Source organism: Bradyrhizobium sp. LB13.1 (assembly GCF_054056815.1).
Genome location: NZ_JBSRYQ010000001.1, coordinates 7,522,306 through 7,537,780, shown reverse-complemented (window position 1 = coordinate 7,537,780; position 15,475 = coordinate 7,522,306). Strand labels below are relative to the sequence as shown.

General features: G+C 64.5%; 13 protein-coding genes and 2 pseudogenes. 10 read left to right on the top strand and 5 right to left on the bottom strand.

Features of this window, described 5'->3' with window-relative positions:
* Window positions 1–98 precede the first annotated feature (98 nt).
* Genes ACVWYI_RS36570 through ACVWYI_RS36560 form a run of 3 tightly spaced genes read left to right on the top strand, consistent with a single transcriptional unit; the run spans window position 99 to window position 3,406 of the window.
* Complete coding sequence (locus ACVWYI_RS36570; protein WP_247351254.1) at window positions 99–2,207, top strand: TRAP transporter permease; 2,109 nt, start codon at window positions 99–101, stop codon at window positions 2,205–2,207.
* A complete protein-coding gene (locus ACVWYI_RS36565) occupies window positions 2,168–2,587 on the top strand; it encodes a DUF1850 domain-containing protein (protein ID WP_247351252.1) in 420 nt (139 codons plus the stop codon). Before ACVWYI_RS36570 ends, ACVWYI_RS36565 begins: the two co-directional genes overlap by 40 nt.
* A 12-nt stretch (window positions 2,588–2,599) precedes the next feature.
* On the top strand, window positions 2,600–3,406 hold the full coding sequence (locus tag ACVWYI_RS36560) for an SDR family NAD(P)-dependent oxidoreductase (protein WP_247351250.1): 807 nt from the start codon (window positions 2,600–2,602) through the stop codon (window positions 3,404–3,406).
* Window positions 3,407–3,454: 48 nt separating this feature from the next.
* Here the strand turns inward: ACVWYI_RS36560 and ACVWYI_RS36555 are convergent, their stop codons facing one another.
* Both ACVWYI_RS36555 and ACVWYI_RS36550 read right to left on the bottom strand, forming a co-directional pair.
* Window positions 3,455–4,225: a hypothetical protein gene (locus tag ACVWYI_RS36555; protein ID WP_247351248.1), complete on the bottom strand. Its 771-nt coding sequence runs from the start codon at window positions 4,223–4,225 to the stop codon at window positions 3,455–3,457.
* A gap of 84 nt (window positions 4,226–4,309) precedes the next feature.
* Window positions 4,310–5,855: pseudogene (locus tag ACVWYI_RS36550) on the bottom strand (cation:proton antiporter).
* Window positions 5,856–5,982: 127 nt separating this feature from the next.
* On the opposite strand from ACVWYI_RS36550, the gene ACVWYI_RS36545 reads away from it, so the two are divergent.
* The 4 genes from ACVWYI_RS36545 to ACVWYI_RS36530 all read left to right on the top strand — a co-directional run bounded on the left by ACVWYI_RS36545 (window position 5,983) and on the right by ACVWYI_RS36530 (window position 10,693).
* A complete protein-coding gene (locus ACVWYI_RS36545) occupies window positions 5,983–6,741 on the top strand; it encodes a tetratricopeptide repeat protein (RefSeq protein WP_247351242.1) in 759 nt (252 codons plus the stop codon).
* A 132-nt stretch (window positions 6,742–6,873) separates the two neighbouring features.
* On the top strand, window positions 6,874–8,259 hold the full coding sequence (locus tag ACVWYI_RS36540; RefSeq protein ID WP_456664410.1) for a tetratricopeptide repeat protein: 1,386 nt from the start codon (window positions 6,874–6,876) through the stop codon (window positions 8,257–8,259).
* 142 nt (window positions 8,260–8,401) lie between these two features.
* Window positions 8,402–10,312 carry a propionyl-CoA synthetase gene (locus tag ACVWYI_RS36535; RefSeq protein WP_247351237.1) on the top strand — a complete coding sequence of 637 codons (1,911 nt, stop codon included), beginning with the start codon at window positions 8,402–8,404 and terminating at the stop codon, window positions 10,310–10,312.
* A 111-nt stretch (window positions 10,313–10,423) separates the two neighbouring features.
* Window positions 10,424–10,693 carry a hypothetical protein gene (locus ACVWYI_RS36530; protein ID WP_247351234.1) on the top strand — a complete coding sequence of 90 codons (270 nt, stop codon included), beginning with the start codon at window positions 10,424–10,426 and terminating at the stop codon, window positions 10,691–10,693.
* A gap of 94 nt (window positions 10,694–10,787) precedes the next feature.
* On the opposite strand, the gene ACVWYI_RS36525 is transcribed toward ACVWYI_RS36530, so the two are convergent.
* Window positions 10,788–11,483, bottom strand: coding sequence for a DUF1013 domain-containing protein (locus ACVWYI_RS36525; RefSeq protein WP_247351232.1), 696 nt, complete (start codon window positions 11,481–11,483; stop codon window positions 10,788–10,790).
* Window positions 11,484–11,737: 254 nt separating this feature from the next.
* Here ACVWYI_RS36525 and ispH point away from each other — a divergent pair.
* The 3 genes and pseudogenes from ispH to rnhA all read left to right on the top strand — a co-directional run bounded on the left by ispH (window position 11,738) and on the right by rnhA (window position 14,158).
* Window positions 11,738–12,707: pseudogene (gene ispH, locus ACVWYI_RS36520) on the top strand (4-hydroxy-3-methylbut-2-enyl diphosphate reductase).
* 6 nt (window positions 12,708–12,713) lie between these two features.
* A complete protein-coding gene (locus ACVWYI_RS36515) occupies window positions 12,714–13,697 on the top strand; it encodes a homoserine kinase (RefSeq protein WP_247351228.1) in 984 nt (327 codons plus the stop codon).
* A complete protein-coding gene (gene rnhA, locus ACVWYI_RS36510) occupies window positions 13,694–14,158 on the top strand; it encodes a ribonuclease HI (RefSeq protein WP_247351227.1) in 465 nt (154 codons plus the stop codon). Before ACVWYI_RS36515 ends, rnhA begins: the two co-directional genes overlap by 4 nt.
* A 164-nt stretch (window positions 14,159–14,322) precedes the next feature.
* Here rnhA and ACVWYI_RS36505 read toward each other — a convergent pair whose 3' ends face one another.
* On the bottom strand, window positions 14,323–14,808 hold the full coding sequence (locus tag ACVWYI_RS36505) for a peroxiredoxin (protein WP_247351225.1): 486 nt from the start codon (window positions 14,806–14,808) through the stop codon (window positions 14,323–14,325).
* Window positions 14,809–14,916: 108 nt separating this feature from the next.
* Window positions 14,917–15,471, bottom strand: a complete 555-nt coding sequence (locus ACVWYI_RS36500; protein ID WP_456664409.1) for a DUF924 family protein — start codon at window positions 15,469–15,471, stop codon at window positions 14,917–14,919.
* Window positions 15,472–15,475: the final 4 nt, after the last annotated feature.

Below are 15,475 nucleotides of genomic sequence, written 5' to 3'. Positions count from 1 at the left end.
GAAAGATCGTGGATGCCCGGGACAAGCCCAGGCAATAACGTATTCAGGATGCAGCGCGAATGCTGTAGGAACGCCCGATCGGGGGCGGGGACATATCGATGTTGCAGGCAGAGGGCACCGCGGCGCCCATCAAGGTCGAGTTCGACAATTTCGAGCACGGTTTCCCGGAAGGCTTTGGCCCTGGCTGGTGGGGCACACTCGCCTATTGGATCGGCATCGCGTTCGCCACGTTCCAGCTCTATGTCGCCGCCTTCAATTATCTCCCGAGCCAGGTGGTGCGCGGCGTCCATGTCGGTTTCCTCGTTCTTCTCACCTTCGGCCTGATCGCAAACTTCACCGCGAAGAGCGCCGCCGGACGCGCGCTCGGCTGGGTGATCGGCGGCGCGGGTTTCTTCTGCGGTCTCTACCAGTGGATTTTTTACGCGGACTTGATTGCGCGCGACGGCGATCCGACCCGCCTCGATCTCGCCGTCGGCACGCTGCTTGCGGTGCTGATTTTCGAGGGCACGCGACGCCTGATGGGGCCGGCGCTACCGCTGATGTGCGGCGCCTGTCTCGTCTATTGGTTCTTCGGGCAATATCTGCCGTCGCCGCTCAACCATCGCGGCTATGATTTCGACCAGATCGTCACGCATCTGTCGTTCGGCACCGAAGGTTTTTACGGCGTGCCGATCTACGTCTCGGCGACCTACATCTTCCTGTTCATCCTGTTCGGCTCGTTCCTGGAGCGCGCCGGCATGATCCAGCTCTTCACCGACGTCTCGCTCGGCCTGTTCGGCCGTACCCGCGGGGGACCTGCCAAGGTCGCGGTGTTCGCCTCGGGCATGATGGGCACGATCTCCGGCTCCGGCGTCGCCAACGTCGTCACCGTCGGCCAGTTCACGATTCCGCTGATGATCAGGTTCGGCTATCGCCGCGCGTTCGCGGCCGGCGTCGAGGCGACAGCCTCGATGGGCGGGCAGATCATGCCGCCGGTGATGGGCGCGGTCGCCTTCATCATGGCGGAGACGCTCGGCGTCCAATATTCGGAGATCGTGAAAGCGGCGGCGATTCCCGCAATGCTCTATTTCGCCTCCGCCTTCTGGATGGTGCATCTGGAAGCCGGCAAGCACGGCCTCACCGGCATGAAGAAGTCGGAGACCCCGAGCGCCTGGAAGGCGCTGGTGAAGGGTTGGTACCTCGTGCTGCCGCTCGCAGCCCTCGTCTACATGCTGTTCGAAGGCTTTACGCCGCTCTATGCCGGTAGCATGGGCCTCGCGCTCACAGTGGGGCTGATCCTTGGCGCCGCCATCACGACGGGCGCGTCTTCGATGGCGATCCGCAGCATCTTCTGGATCGGGCTCGCGCTCGTTGTTGCCGCGCTGTCGCGTGACGGCCTTCAGATCGTGCCGGTCGCAGGCGTCGTCGTCGCGTTGATCGTGATCACTGCGTTCGTGCGCGGCGGATTTTCCGCCCTGCGCGCCTGCCGCGATGCGCTGGCTGAAAGCGCGAAATCCGCCATCACCGTCGGCATGGCCTGCGCCATCGTCGGCGTCATCATCGGCATGATGTCGCAGACCGGCGTCGGCACCATCTTCGGCGGCTGGGTGATCGGCCTCGGCGAGAAGAGCCTGTTCCTGGCGCTGATCATGACCATGCTGCTGTCGATCCTGCTCGGCACCGGCATCCCGACCATCCCGACCTACATCATTACGGCAGCGCTCGCGGCGCCCGCGCTGGCGAAACTCGGCGTTCCCCTGATCGCGAGCCACATGTTCGCGTTCTACTACGGCATCATGGCCGACCTCTCGCCGCCGGTGGCGCTTGCGGCGTTAGCCGCGGCACCGATCGCGAAGGAGAATCCGGACAAGATCGGCTGGGAGGCGATGCGCATCGCGCTCGCCGGCTATGTCATCCCGTTCGTCTTCGTCTACTCGCCGGCGCTGATGCTGCAGGCCGGCGATCCCATGGCGGCCAGGCTCGGCTTCTACGGCGCGGTGGCGCTGGCGACCTTGAAGGCGCTGGTGGCGATCGCGCTGTTCGGCATGGTCGCGATCGGCTTCCTGTTCACGCGCCTGACGTTCCTCGAACGTTTGGTCGCGCTCGGTGCTGCGCTCTGCCTGCTCGGCGACTTCCCGTTCAGCGACACCGCGGGCTTCCTGCTCTCCGCGGCGATCGTGCTGTGGCAGTGGCGGCAGCGTCCGCCGGCGCCGGTCGAGGCGATGTGAGCCTCTGCTTCGCCACAGCCTCAGGCGTGAAGGCGCTGGCGCTGTCCGCCTTCACGCTGGTGTGGACACATTCGATCGCGAAGGTCGATTGGCAGGAAGACTGGCGCGTCACCCCGGCGGGGCTCGAACTGGTGCAGGCGCGGGTGAAGGGCACCGGACCCGGCATGGAGCCGCCGCCCGAGGCGCGGCTCGTCGACGGCTGGTTTCAATGGAGGCCTGCGCGCGCGCCGATGCCGGAGGTCGTGCTGGGCAATTCCGGCGCGGCTGGCGAATGGCGGCTTTGCCATGACGGTAAGTGCCAGACGTTGTCGGAGATTGTCGGGCATCCGATCGGTGCTAACGTCACGAAGATGAGCATCTGCGAAGAACAAGGGAAATAAGGGAGACACGCGATGGACCGGCTCAAGGGCAAGGTTGCGATGGTGGTGGGCGCCGGCTCGATCGGGCCGGGCTGGGGCAACGGCAAGGCCACCGCGGTCACCTTTGCGCGCGAGGGCGCGCAGGTGTGTTGCGTCGATCGCAACGGTGCGGCCGCTGAAGAGACCGCGAAGATCATCACGGACGAAGGCGGCAAGGCGACCGCGTTCACGGCCGACGTCTCGCGCGCCAGCGAGATCGAGTCGATGGTTGCGGCATGCCTCAAGGCACACGGCCGCATCGACGTGCTCGACAACAATGTCGGCATCGCCGAGATGGGCAGCGTCGTCGAGGTGACCGAGGAGAGCTGGGACCGCGTCTTCACCGTGAACCTCAAGAGCGCCTATCTCGCCATGAAGCACGTCATCCCCGTGATGGTGAAGCAGGGCGGCGGCTCGATCATCAACATCTCCTCGATCGCATCGATCCGCCATGTCGGGATTTCTTATGTCAGCTACAACGTCAGCAAAGCGGCGATGAACCAGTTGACGCGATCCACCGCGATCGAGTTCGCGAAGAACCATGTGCGCGTGAATGCAATCCTGCCCGGTCTGATGAAGACGCCGATGGTGGAACATTCCGCAGGTCTTGCGAACAGCTACGCCAAGGGCGATGTCGAGGCGATGTGGCGCGCCCGCGATGCGCAGGTGCCGATGGGCCACATGGGCGAGGCCTGGGACGTCGCGAATGCGGCGCTGTTCCTGGCGTCGGACGAAGCGAAATATGTGACGGGGATCGAGCTGGTGGTGGACGGCGGGATCACGTGCAAGGCGGGGGCGTAGCTCCCTTCCTCGTCGCCCTGGCTTGCGCCAGGACGACAGCCCGGGCCCTTACTGCGCCAGCGCCAGAATCCCGCCGGCAAACGAATGCCAAGCCGCAGTCTCGCTGATCGGCCAGTTCAGCACCTTCACCGCCAGCATCGCGAGCGTACCGTAGATGTACACCGGATGCACCCGGCCTTCGGTGCGCCAGTCGCGTACCATGGCGACGACGAGCAGCAGCGAAGCGACCACGGCCGGCGCGATGGTAACGGGCACTGGCGGCGGCCCGGGCGGTCCCGGAGGTGCAAGGAAGGTGAGAAACCAGCGCGCGATCGCCGCATCGAGGATGGAGACCGCGGCTAGCAGCATCAGGCGTTTGTGAATCTCGGGCTTTCGCGTGTTCATGATCGCAAGCATGAACACCACTGCGAAGAACGCGATCCCGCTCATCGGCACGATCGAGAAGGCGATGCCGGCCTCTTTCTGTCCGAGCGCGGCGGAATGCTGCATCACATGCACCGATGCGAGGAAGCCGAAGATCGTCATCGCGGTCGCGAGCGAAACGCCGGCGATGCCGATCGCGCGGTGATTGAGCACGCGGCCTGAGGCCGCGAGCCAGGCCTGGATCACGAAATAGAGAGACCAGGTGAAGAACAAGAGACCGTGAAAATGAATCACGGGGCTTGCGGACAATGTCCGTTGCGCGAGCGGCACAAAATAGGTCGGTGCGAAGCCGAGAAAAGCGGTGGCCGCGCAGGCCAGTGCCATGTGGAGATAAAAATATCGTGCGGGCGACGCATCTCGCGCGCGCACACGACGGTCGTCGATTAGGGTCGTCATCTGGAATGAGTCTGAAGAGGCGCGGTTTGGTTCAAGCCCCTGGCCACCTGTGCAGGCGGGGCGGATGTCAGGGCGCGACAGGATTTAACCCCCCGCGCTCAATTCTGCGCGATCGAGCTCTTCCTCGATCCGATGAAATGCATCGTCGCCGATTACTTCGGTGGCGCGGAGGTCGAAGATCGACTTTCGCGCGGCCGCGATACCCCGGCGGCGCAGGGGATCGGCGGGCAATTCGCCGTTGGCGACACCGCCGTTCGGATCGTCGTCCGTCTGCATCAGGATGGCGCGATATTCGAGCCGCAGGATTTCAGCCTCCTCCGACGGATCGTCCTCGATCGCGTCGAGCGCCGCGCGATAGGCGACGGCGCGGGCGCGCGCGACCTCGATGCCGACGGGATCGTCGTCCTTGAGGTCGAACGCCAGGATCAGCGGCCGCAGCGTCAGGCCCTGCACGACCAGCGTGCCGAGCACGACCGCAAACGCCGAAAAGACGATGAAGTCGCGATAGGGAAAGTTTTCCGGCAGGGCAAAGGCGGTCGCGAGCGTGACGAGACCGCGCATGCCGCACCAGGAGACGATGAGGCCGCCCTTGGGCGAGGCGACCTGCTTCGGATCCTTCGGGTGATAGACCCCGTGCGCGATCAGTGCGCGCAGCGTCGTGCGGTAGAATGTGATCCAAGCGACCCGCACCAGCACCACCGTGAGCAGGATCCAGGCCGCGGCCACGCAATACTCCCAGCGCACGTCCGCATTGAGCCGCGTCCAGATCGGCCGCATCTGCATGCCGATCAGCATGAAGGCGAGCACGTTGAGCACGAACACCATGGTCTCCCACACCGCATAGGACGGCACCCGCAGCCGCGCCGGCATGCGTGCCCCCCGCCGTGCGCGCGATGGTGATGCCGTAGACCACGATGGTGAGGATGCCGGAGAGGCCGAGATGCTCGGCGGCAATCCAGACCATGAAGGTGGTGGCGAACTGCACGATGATCGCGCTCGGCGCTTCCTTTACCCGTTCCATGAACAGCGGGATGATGCGGCCTGCGACCAATCCCGCGATGACGCTGCCGACCAGCGCCAGCGCCATGGTCGGCGCGACCTGGCTCCATGCCAGATGCTCCGTGGCGACGGCGCCGACCGCGATGCGATAGATCAAGAGCGCGGTCGCGTCGTTGAGCAGGCTCTCGCCTTCCAGAACCTTGACCATCCGATAGGGCAACTTCACCTGGCTCAGGATTGCGACCGCGGCGGCTGCATCCGGCGGGGCCACGATGGCGCCGAGCGCAACCGCGGCGGCCCAGGGGATGTCCGGCATCAGCCGGTGCGCGACGTAGGCCACGCCGGCCGTGGTCAGGCCGACGGCGGCGACGACCAGGGTGGAGACCGGAACCCAATTGTTGCGCAGATCGCGCAGCGAGGTGTCGAAGGCGGCATCGAGCAGGACCGGTGCGACAAAAAGAGCCAATGCCAGGTCGGGCTCCAGCGTCCAGGACGGGCTCGACGGCACAAAGGCGATCAGCGCGCCACCGATCGCGAGAAAGGTCGGGTAGGGGACCTTGATCCGCCGCGCCAGCGCCGATAATGCAACGGCGCCGAGCAGAAGCACGATGATCCATTCGAATGTCGACACGTTGATCCCCGAACCCGATTGAGCGGCGCCACAAGCTAGCACCAATCCGGCCGTATGGTGGATAGTGCGGCCCCGAGGCAAGACCTTAACCCGGACCTTAACTCAGGCCTTTCCGATTGTGACGAGCATGCGTTTTCTCATTCAATGGTCCGGCGCCGGGTTGCTCTTTGCGCTCTCGTTCGCCGCGGCTCATGCCGCGACCGGCGGCGAACCGGCCGCGGTCCCGCAGGTCGACGTCGCGCCGTGCCTTGCTGCTGCAGCGGCCGACGACATCGACAAGGCCGCCACGGCCTGCGCCGCCGTGATCGACAACGAGAAGGCGGCAAAAGGCGATCTGATCAAGGCGCTGATCGCGCGCGGCGCGCTGTTTGCCCGGCATGACCAGATCGACCGCGCGATCGCCGACGACAGCCGCGCTCTTCTGCTCGATTCCGGCCTCGCCGATATCTTCAACGCGCGAGGCGAGCTCTGGCTGAGGAAGGGCGACAAGCCCAAGGCGGTGCAGGATTTCGGCGCGGCCTTGAAGATCGATCCGAACCACGAGAAGGCCAAGGTCAATCACAAGGCGATGGCGCGCGAGATCGAGCGGATCGGCGCGCAGATGGCGGTCGCAGGCAAGCCCAGCTTCAGTTGCAAGGGTGCGCGCCGTCCCGTCGAGAAGTCGATCTGCGCCAACCGCGAGCTCGCCGATCTCGACCGCGAGGTTTTTGCCTCCAATGCCCGTGTGCTCCGCGAGGCCCGCAACGCGGGCGAAGCGAAGGCGCTTCAGCGCGAGCAGGACGATTTCATCGCCCGCCGCAATGCCGGATATGGCCGGCCCGGCTACGATCTGAAGAAGGCGATGCAGGAGCGGCTGCTGCGGCTGAACGGGGTGGATGGCTATTGAGGCTCCTCGTCTGCCGCCTCAAGAGCGGGGCGAGGGAGGGAGGGGTCGGTGCGCCCCTGACACGCCCGATTTGAACCGATTCTTTGGCCGCCGCGACAATGGTGAAAGCCTGATGTCTCGGAGCCCTATGCCATGTGCGGCACGCATCTTTCCGCGCAAATATTCTCGTTTGCAAAAATCTCGCTTCGCTCCTTCCTGCTCAGCGCGGCAATGAGCGTCGTCCTCGTCGCTCCTGCCTTGGCCGGCGTCGATTGCGTGATGGGGAGCAAGGCCGCTCCGGCCGAGCTGATCCCGGCATGCAGCGCCATCATCGACCAGGCCTCAAATCCATCCTCCGATCGCGCCGCGGCATTGCTGGTGCGCGCCGACGCCAATGCGCGGACCTCGGGCGGCGTCACGCAGGCGCTGAGGGATATCGACCGCGCCATCGCGCTCGAGGGCCGAAATGCAAAAGCCTGGCGCCTGCGCGGCGATCTCCTGCTCGAGGCCGGCGGCGATCTCAACCGCGCCGCGGCGGATCTCAGCAAGGCCATCGAGCTCGATCCGCAGGATGCGGAGTCTTACGAGCTGCGCGGCGTGGTCTACACCAACCAGCGCCGGCTCGACCGCGCGCTTACCGATTACGATCAGGCGATCAAGCTGAAGCCTGACAATGCGCAGACCTGGTCCGACCGCGGCGTGACCTACTATCTCGGCGGCGACAACGACAAGGCGATTCGCGATCTCAGCCAGGCGCTGCGGCTCGATCCGAACCGGCCGCGCAGCTACACCAATCGTGGCGCCGCCTACAAGAAGCTCGGCCAGCTCGACAAGGCGGTTGCCGACGACGGCGAGGCAATCAGGCTCGATCCGAAGGTGCCCGAATATTATGACAATCGCGGCCTGTCGCTGGCCGCGATGGGCGAGTACGACAAGGCGATTGCCGATTACGATCAGGCGCTGCGGCTGGCACCGCGGCCGAATTTCTTCACCAACCGCGGCGACTCTTACCATCTCAAGGGCGAGCTTGGTGCTGCGCTCAGCGATTACGAGGCCGCGCTGAAACTCGACCCGAATTTCGCGCAGACCTACAACAACCGCGCCGTGCTCTACAAGAAGATGGGCGAGCGCAAGAAGGCGCTGGCCGATTACGAGACCGCGCTACGGCTCGATCCCCGCAACGACAATGCCGCCAGCGGCCGCCGAACCATGATCGCGGAAATCGCGAAATTCGGCGTCGAGTCGCTGCGGCCGCTCGCGGCGAATTCCGGCAATGGCCCGTCGTTCGATTGTGCCACGGCGAAGCGCGAGGTCGAGAAGATGATCTGCGCCGATCCACAGTTGGGCGTGCTCGACCGCCAGATTGCCGAGACCTACGAACGCGTATTGAAGTCGGCCGGCTCCCGCTCGGCCGGCGACCTCCGCCGCACCCAGCGCGATTTCCTCGCCACCCGCAATACGAGCTTCCGCCGGCCGGGCTATGACCTGAGAAAGGTCATGCAGGAGCGGTTACAGCGGCTGAATGCGATGGATAGCTGAGCACCGTTCTTTCAGCTTGAACCACGGCCCGTTCCCGGGAAAATACCCCCCAAACAAGCCCGGTACTTGATCCCCGTCATGGCGGGACGTTTGTCCCGCCAAAGGTCAAGGCCAGGCGAATAAAGGGAACGGGAGCGCAAGCATGAATGTCCAGGGGAAAAGCAGCTATCACGACGTCTATGCGCGCTCGCTGGCCGACCCTGAGGGCTTTTGGGCCGACGCGGCGAAGGAGATCGACTGGATCGAGCCGCCGAAGGCGATCTTCGATGCTTCGCAGGGCGTCTACGGCCGCTGGTTCAGCGGCGGCGTCGTCAACACCTGCTACAACGCGCTCGACCGCCATGTCGAACGGGGCCGCGCCGACCAGGTCGCGCTGATCCATGATTCGCCGCTGGCGGGCAGCGTCACCAAATTCACCTACGCCGAGCTGCTGGCCGAGGTGCAGGCGCTCGCCGCCATCATGCAGGATTTTGGTGTCGCCAAGGGCGATCGCGTCATCCTTTATATGCCGATGGTGCCGGAGGCCGTGGTCGCGATGCTCGCCTGCGCGCGCATCGGCGCGGTGCACTCCGTGGTGTTCGGCGGCTTTGCCGCGAAAGAGCTCGCCACACGCATCGACGATGCGCAGCCAAAGCTGATCCTGTCGGCGAGTTGCGGCATCGAGCCCGGTCGCATCGTGCAGTACAAGCCGCTGCTCGACGAGGCGATCAGGCTTGCGGGCGCAAAGCCGAAGGCCTGCATCGTGCTGCAACGTCCGCAGCTCATCTGCGACCTCACGCCCGGCCGCGACTATGACTGGGCGGGCCTGCGCCGCAAGGCGATGAACGACGGCAAGAAGGCGCCGTGCGTGCCTGTCGCCGCCACCGATCCGCTCTACATCCTTTATACGTCAGGCACGACCGGCATTCCCAAGGGCGTCGTGCGCGACAATGGCGGCCATCTCGTCGCGCTAAAATGGTCCATGTTCAACCTCTATGGCGTCAAGCCGGGCGAGGTCTGGTGGTGCGGCTCCGACATCGGCTGGGTGGTCGGCCACAGCTACATCGTCTACGGCCCGCTGCTGCACGGCGCGACCTCGATCATGTACGAGGGCAAGCCGGTCGGCACGCCCGATGCGGGGGCATTCTGGCGCGTGATCAGCGAGCACAAGGCGGTCGCCTTTTTCACCGCGCCGACCGCGTTCCGCGCGATCCGGAAAGATGATCCGGAAGGAAAATTCATCCGGCAATACGACCTTTCGACATTCCGCACGCTGTTCCTCGCCGGCGAGCGCGCCGATCCGCCGACGGTGGAATGGGCGGAGCAGCAGTTGAAAGTGCCTGTCATCGACCATTGGTGGCAGACGGAGACGGGCTGGTGCATCGCCGGCAATCCGGTGGGGCTCGGCATGCTGCCGGTGAAGCACGGCTCGCCGACGGTCCCGATGCCGGGCTATCAGGTCGACGTGGTCGACGAGGCCGCAAAGCCGGTCGGCCCCAACACCATGGGATCGATCGTCATCAAGCTGCCGATGCCGCCGGCCTGCCTGCCGACGCTGTGGAATCAGGACGAACGATTCAAGGAAGCCTATCTCACCGAATTTCCCGGCTACTACAAAACATCGGATGCCGGCTACAAGGACCAGGACGGCTATGTCTTCGTCATGGGCCGCACCGACGACATCATCAACGTCGCCGGACATCGGCTCTCGACCGGCGGCATGGAGGAGATTTTGGCTTCGCATGCCGATGTCGCCGAATGCGCCGTGCTTGGCGTCAAGGATGCGATCAAGGGCGAGGTACCCTGCGGCTTCCTGGTGCTCAAGGCTGGCGTGAAGCGGGCTCCCGCCGAGATCGAGAAAGAGATCGTCGCGCTGGTGCGCGACAAGCTCGGTCCCGTCGCCGCGTTCAAGCTCGCCATCATTGTCGGCCGCTTGCCCAAGACGCGCTCGGGCAAGATTTTGCGCGGCACCATCAAGAAGATCGCTGATGGCGAGACCTGGACGATGCCAGCGACGATCGAGGACCCCAAGGTGCTCGACGAGATCGGGGAGGCGCTGAAGGGGAGGGTATGAGCTCCGTCGTCATTACGGGTTCGGTCCTGCGGACCGCTCCGGAATGACGGTGCAAACGACTTACAATCTCCTCATTCCGCGCTAAACAAGGCCGGCCAATAAGGATCTCGGATGCCACTCGCCGCCACGCCGCGCCTGCTTGCAGCTGTCCTGCTCGCCATCGCCCTCTCCGCCTGCTCCGCGCGCTACCAGACGCCGGTGGCGATGGGCGGCGACGATGACGACGCGGTCTGCCAGAGCCGTGGCAATGCGCTGGGCTCGCCCGAATACGTGGCCTGCCGCAAGGACCGCGACGTCCAGCGCAGCGCCGCGACCACCCGGGCCGACCGTCGCCAGCGCGACCTCGGCGAATACATGCTGAACCATCCGGACCGGCCGTAGAGGCTGCTTCCACCTGTTCCGTCCTTGCGTCACATAAAAAACGCGGCGGGTTTTCCCGCCGCGTTTGCATTCGATGACGACTGAAGACGAAGGATTACTCCTCATCTTCCTCCTGCTTCTTGCCGCCAAGCGTCTTGAGCTTGGCGAACACGGCGTCGACGTTGAGGTCGTCGCTGGATTTCTCCGCCGGCTCGAACTCGTCCTTCTTGGTGGTCTCGGAGGCCGGCAGCAGGGTTGCGCCGCCATAGGCTGCGTCGATCGGCTTTTCCTTGGCGGCGCGCGCGACCTCGAAATCGAGTTCGATCTGCGAGCAGAGACCGAGGGTCACGGGGTCGATGGGGGTCAGCGACGAGGTATTCCAGTGGGTGCGGTCGCGGACGCTGGCGATCGTGCTCTTGGTGGTGCCAACCAGGCGCATGATCTGGGCGTCCTTGAGTTCGGCATGGTTGCGCAGCAGCCAGAGAATGGCGCTCGGGCGCTCGTGGCGGCGCGAGACCGGGGTGTATCGCGGACCCTTGCGCTTGGGCTGCGGTGGCAGCACCACCTTGCTCTCCTGGAGGCGGAGCCGGTAGTCCGGGCTTCTCTCGCCCTTCTCGATCTCCTCGCGGGTCAGCTGGCCGTTGGAGAGGGGATCCATGCCCTTGATGCCCTGCGCCGCGTCGCCGTCGGCGATCGCGCGCACCTCAAGGGGGTGCATTTTGGTGAAATCGGCGACCTGGTCGAAGGTCAGCGCGGTGTTGTCGAGCAGCCAAACGGCGGTCGCCTTGGGCATCAGCGGTGCGTTGCTCATGGCAAATCTCCTTTGTGCTTCGCCCACCCCTTTTGGAGGCGAAACCGGTGGTCATCAGCGATGACTGGGAATTCGGGCTATATAAGCCCGGAGGGGGTAGTCACGCAATGGTTCTGCTATAGATAGTGCCTTGACAGCGCCCGAAAGGGGGCCCAATTCCCTCTGAAGTCGCTGTAAGCTCGTTCCCAAGCCCTATTCATCCATCGACCGCTTCCCGCCCATTTGGCGAGGTGATTCGGTCCCGAGATCGCTCAATGTCAGCCAAACCAGACCTTAAGATCGTGCTTTGTTCTCCCCGTGGCTTCTGTGCCGGGGTGGTCCGGGCGATCGACACCGTGGAACGGGCGCTCGATAAATACGGCGCCCCCGTCTATGTTCGCCACGAGATTGTGCACAATAAATACGTCGTCGACGGGTTGAAGAAGAAGGGCGCGATCTTCGTCGAGGAGCTTGCCGAGATCCCGGAAAACACCACCGCGCCGGTGGTGTTCTCGGCCCATGGCGTACCGAAATCGGTTCCGGCCGACGCCACGTCGCGCAATCTGTTTTCGCTGGATGCGACCTGCCCGCTGGTGACCAAGGTGCACCGCGAGGCCGCGATCCATTTCAAGCGCGGCCGGCGAAATCTTCCTGATCGGCCATTCCCATCACCCTGAGGTGGTCGGTACGCTCGGCCAGCTCCCCGTCGGCGCCGTCACCCTGATCGAGACCGCCGAGGACGCCAAGACCATTGCGCCGAAGGATCCGAACAACCTCGCCTTCGTGACTCAGACCACGCTGTCGATCGACGACACCGCGGAGATCGTCGCACTCCTGAAGGAGCGCTTCCCGAACATCAACGGGCCGCACAAGGAAGACATCTGCTACGCCACCACCAACCGCCAGCTCGCGGTGAAGAAGGTGGCGCCGGTGGTCGATGCCCTGATCGTGGTCGGTGCGCCGAACTCGTCGAACTCGCAGCGCCTGCGCGAAGTCGCGGAACGCGAGGGCTGCCCGATCGCGGTGCTGGCGCAGCGCGCCGCCGACCTCGACTGGAAGCGCTTCGAGAACATCACCAGCCTCGGCATCACCGCGGGCGCCTCGGCACCGGAAGTGATCGTCGAGGAGATCATGGACGCGTTCGCCGAGCGCTTCACGCTGCATGTGGAGACGGTCTCGGCCGCGGAAGAGAACGAGTTCTTCCCGCTGCCGCGTCAGGTGCGCCCCGAAGCCGCCGCCGAGTAGATCTTCATGGCGGTCTACACCGACGTTGCCGCCGACGAGCTTGCGGACTTCCTGAACCAATACGATCTCGGCGAATTGCTCTCCTACAAGGGCATCGCCGAGGGCGTCGAAAATTCAAACTTCCTGCTGCATACGACCCAGGGCTCGTTCATCCTCACGCTCTATGAGAAGCGCGTAGCGAAGAACGATTTGCCGTTCTTTCTCGCGCTGATGACGCATCTCGCCGAGCACGGCATCAACTGCCCGCTGCCGGTGAAGGGCAGAGACGGCGAGGCGCTGCGCGAGCTGTCGGGCCGGCCGGCCGCGATCATCACCTTTCTCGAAGGCGTCTGGCCGCGCAAGCCGAGCGCGACCCATTGCGCGGGCGTCGGCGGGGCGCTGGCCAAGATGCATCTTGCCGGCGCCAATTTCGCGATCAAGCGTCCGAATGCGCTCTCGGTCTCGGGCTGGCGGCCGCTGTTCGATGCGGCGTCACGCCGGACCGACGAGGTGCAGCCCGGCTTGCGCGCGTTCCTCGCCGCTGAGCTCGACTACCTCGAGAGCGGGGTCTGGCCGAAGCCTTTGCCCGAAGGCGTGATCCACGCCGACCTCTTCAACGACAACGTCTTCTTCATTGGCGACCAGCTCTCGGGGATCATCGACTTCACCTTCGCCTGCAACGATATGCTGGCCTATGACGTCGCGATCTGCCTCAACGCCTGGTGTTTCGAGCCGGATCATTCCTTCAACGTCACCAAGGCGCGCGCCTTCCTCAATGCCTATGGCCGCGTGCGAAAGCTCTCCGAGGCGGAAGAGGCAGCACTGCCGCTGCTCGCGCGCGGCGCCGCGATCCGCTTCCTGCTGACGCGGCTGGTCGACTGGCTCAACGTTCCGCCCGGCGCACTGGTTCGGCCAAAGGATCCGCTCGAATATGTCCGCAAGCTGCGCTTCCACCAGAGTGTTTCCACCGTGCGCGACTATGGGCTGATGCCGTCAGGACTGGTCGCGTGAGCGAGATTCCAGTTGTCACGATCTATACCGACGGCGCCTGCTCGGGAAATCCCGGGCCCGGCGGCTGGGGCGCGATCCTCAAGTTCGGCGACAAGGAAAAGGAGCTGAACGGCGGCGAGCGTCACACCACCAACAACCAGATGGAGTTGATGGCGGCGATCTCCGCGTTGGAAGCACTGAAGAAACCGTGCACCGTCGATCTCTACACCGACAGCCAATATGTCCGTCAGGGCATCACCGGCTGGATCCATGGCTGGAAGCGCAATGGTTGGCGCACCGCTGACAAGAAGCCGGTGAAGAATGTCGAGCTATGGCAGCGCCTCGATGCCGCGCTGAAGGCGCATGACGTGCGCTGGCACTGGGTCAAGGGCCACGCCGGGCATCCCGAGAACGAACGCGCCGATCAGCTCGCGCGCGACGGGATCGTGAAGGCGCGGTTGCAGCAGCGGGTGGCGGAGTAGCGCGAGGCGTCGTCGCCTCATTCTCAACTGTCATCGCCCGGCCTTGACCGGGCGATCCAGTATTCCAGAGACGCTTATCATTCAGCCGAGAGGTCTCGGCGTACTGGATCGCCCGCTTTCGCGGGCGATGACAGTTGTGGTTAAGGCTAAAAGCGCTGGCCGCCTTACAGCTGCCCGAGCAGCGTATCGCCGCCGGACACCTCGACCTTGCCGGGCATCGCCTCGAGGTTCAGCTTCTTGACCACGCCGTCCTCGACCAGCATCGAATAGCGCTTGGAGCGGATGCCGAGACCGTTGCCGGAGGCGTCGAGCTCCATGCCGATCGCCTTGGCGAAGTCGGCATTGCCGTCGGCGAGGAAGATGGCCTCGTCGCGCTGGTCGGTGTCGCGCTTCCAGGCGTTCATGACGAAGGCGTCGTTGACGGAGACGATGGCGATGGTCTCGACGCCCTTGTCCTTCATGGCGTAGGCGTTGAGGAAGATGCTCGGCAGATGCATCTTGTGGCAGGTGCCGGTATAGGCGCCGGGCACTGCGAACAGCGCCACTTTCTTGCCCTTGAAGATATCGTCGGTGGTCTTCACCTGCGGACCTTCCGCCGTCATCACGCGGAATTTCGCCTCGGGCAGCTTGTCGCCAGTCTGGATGGTCATCGTGAAGTCTCCCTGAAAATCGGTCCCGCTTTTTAGACCGTGCGGCGGCGCTGCACAATGTTGCAGGTTGGGAGGCGGCGAGGGGCGCGGTCCTTCACCGTTATGTCATCAGCCGGCAAAACCGCCGCCGTCGAGGAAGGCCTGTTCGTCCTCGGTGGTCTCGCGTCCCAGGAGCCGGTTGCGGTGGGGGAAGCGGCCGAACCGCTGGATGATGTCGGCGTGCTCCCGCGCGTATTTCAGGTTCTCGGCGTTGTCGGTGTTCTGAAACAGCGCGACGCAATGCAACTGGTCGGATAGGTGCTCGGAATGCATGAAGGGCAAATAGAGGAATTCGAGCAGGATGGGATCGATCCTGCGATCTGTGCCCCTCTCGATTGCGCGGCGGGCGACGTTGCGCGCCAGCGCGTCGCTGGCAAAGGCTTCCGGCGTGCCGCGGAACATGTTGCGGGGAAACTGGTCGAGCGCAATGACGAGCGCCAGCGCGCCCTCGTCGCTGTCTTCCCAGGAGGCCAGCTCGCCGGCGATCGCCCTCTTCCATAGCAGAAGAAAGCGACGCCTGACCTCCGCGTCGAAAGCGTCGCTGTGCTTGTACCAGCGCTCGCGACCGGCCTCCCGCCAGAACGCGAGAATGCCGGCCGGCGTGATGTCGCCTACCTCAGTCATGAAT

Coding starts and splice junctions, on each gene's coding strand:
- ACVWYI_RS36535 (WP_247351237.1), top strand. CDS start 8,402: ATGAATGTCCAGGGGAAAAGCAGCTATCACGACGTCTATGCGCGCTCG.
- ACVWYI_RS36525 (WP_247351232.1), bottom strand. CDS start 11,483: ATGAGCAACGCACCGCTGATGCCCAAGGCGACCGCCGTTTGGCTGCTC.
- ACVWYI_RS36555 (WP_247351248.1), bottom strand. CDS start 4,225: ATGACGACCCTAATCGACGACCGTCGTGTGCGCGCGCGAGATGCGTCG.
- ACVWYI_RS36530 (WP_247351234.1), top strand. CDS start 10,424: ATGCCACTCGCCGCCACGCCGCGCCTGCTTGCAGCTGTCCTGCTCGCC.
- ACVWYI_RS36545 (WP_247351242.1), top strand. CDS start 5,983: ATGCGTTTTCTCATTCAATGGTCCGGCGCCGGGTTGCTCTTTGCGCTC.
- ACVWYI_RS36570 (WP_247351254.1), top strand. CDS start 99: ATGTTGCAGGCAGAGGGCACCGCGGCGCCCATCAAGGTCGAGTTCGAC.
- ACVWYI_RS36500 (WP_456664409.1), bottom strand. CDS start 15,471: ATGACTGAGGTAGGCGACATCACGCCGGCCGGCATTCTCGCGTTCTGG.
- ACVWYI_RS36560 (WP_247351250.1), top strand. CDS start 2,600: ATGGACCGGCTCAAGGGCAAGGTTGCGATGGTGGTGGGCGCCGGCTCG.
- ACVWYI_RS36505 (WP_247351225.1), bottom strand. CDS start 14,808: ATGACCATCCAGACTGGCGACAAGCTGCCCGAGGCGAAATTCCGCGTG.
- ACVWYI_RS36515 (WP_247351228.1), top strand. CDS start 12,714: ATGGCGGTCTACACCGACGTTGCCGCCGACGAGCTTGCGGACTTCCTG.
- ACVWYI_RS36540 (WP_456664410.1), top strand. CDS start 6,874: ATGTGCGGCACGCATCTTTCCGCGCAAATATTCTCGTTTGCAAAAATC.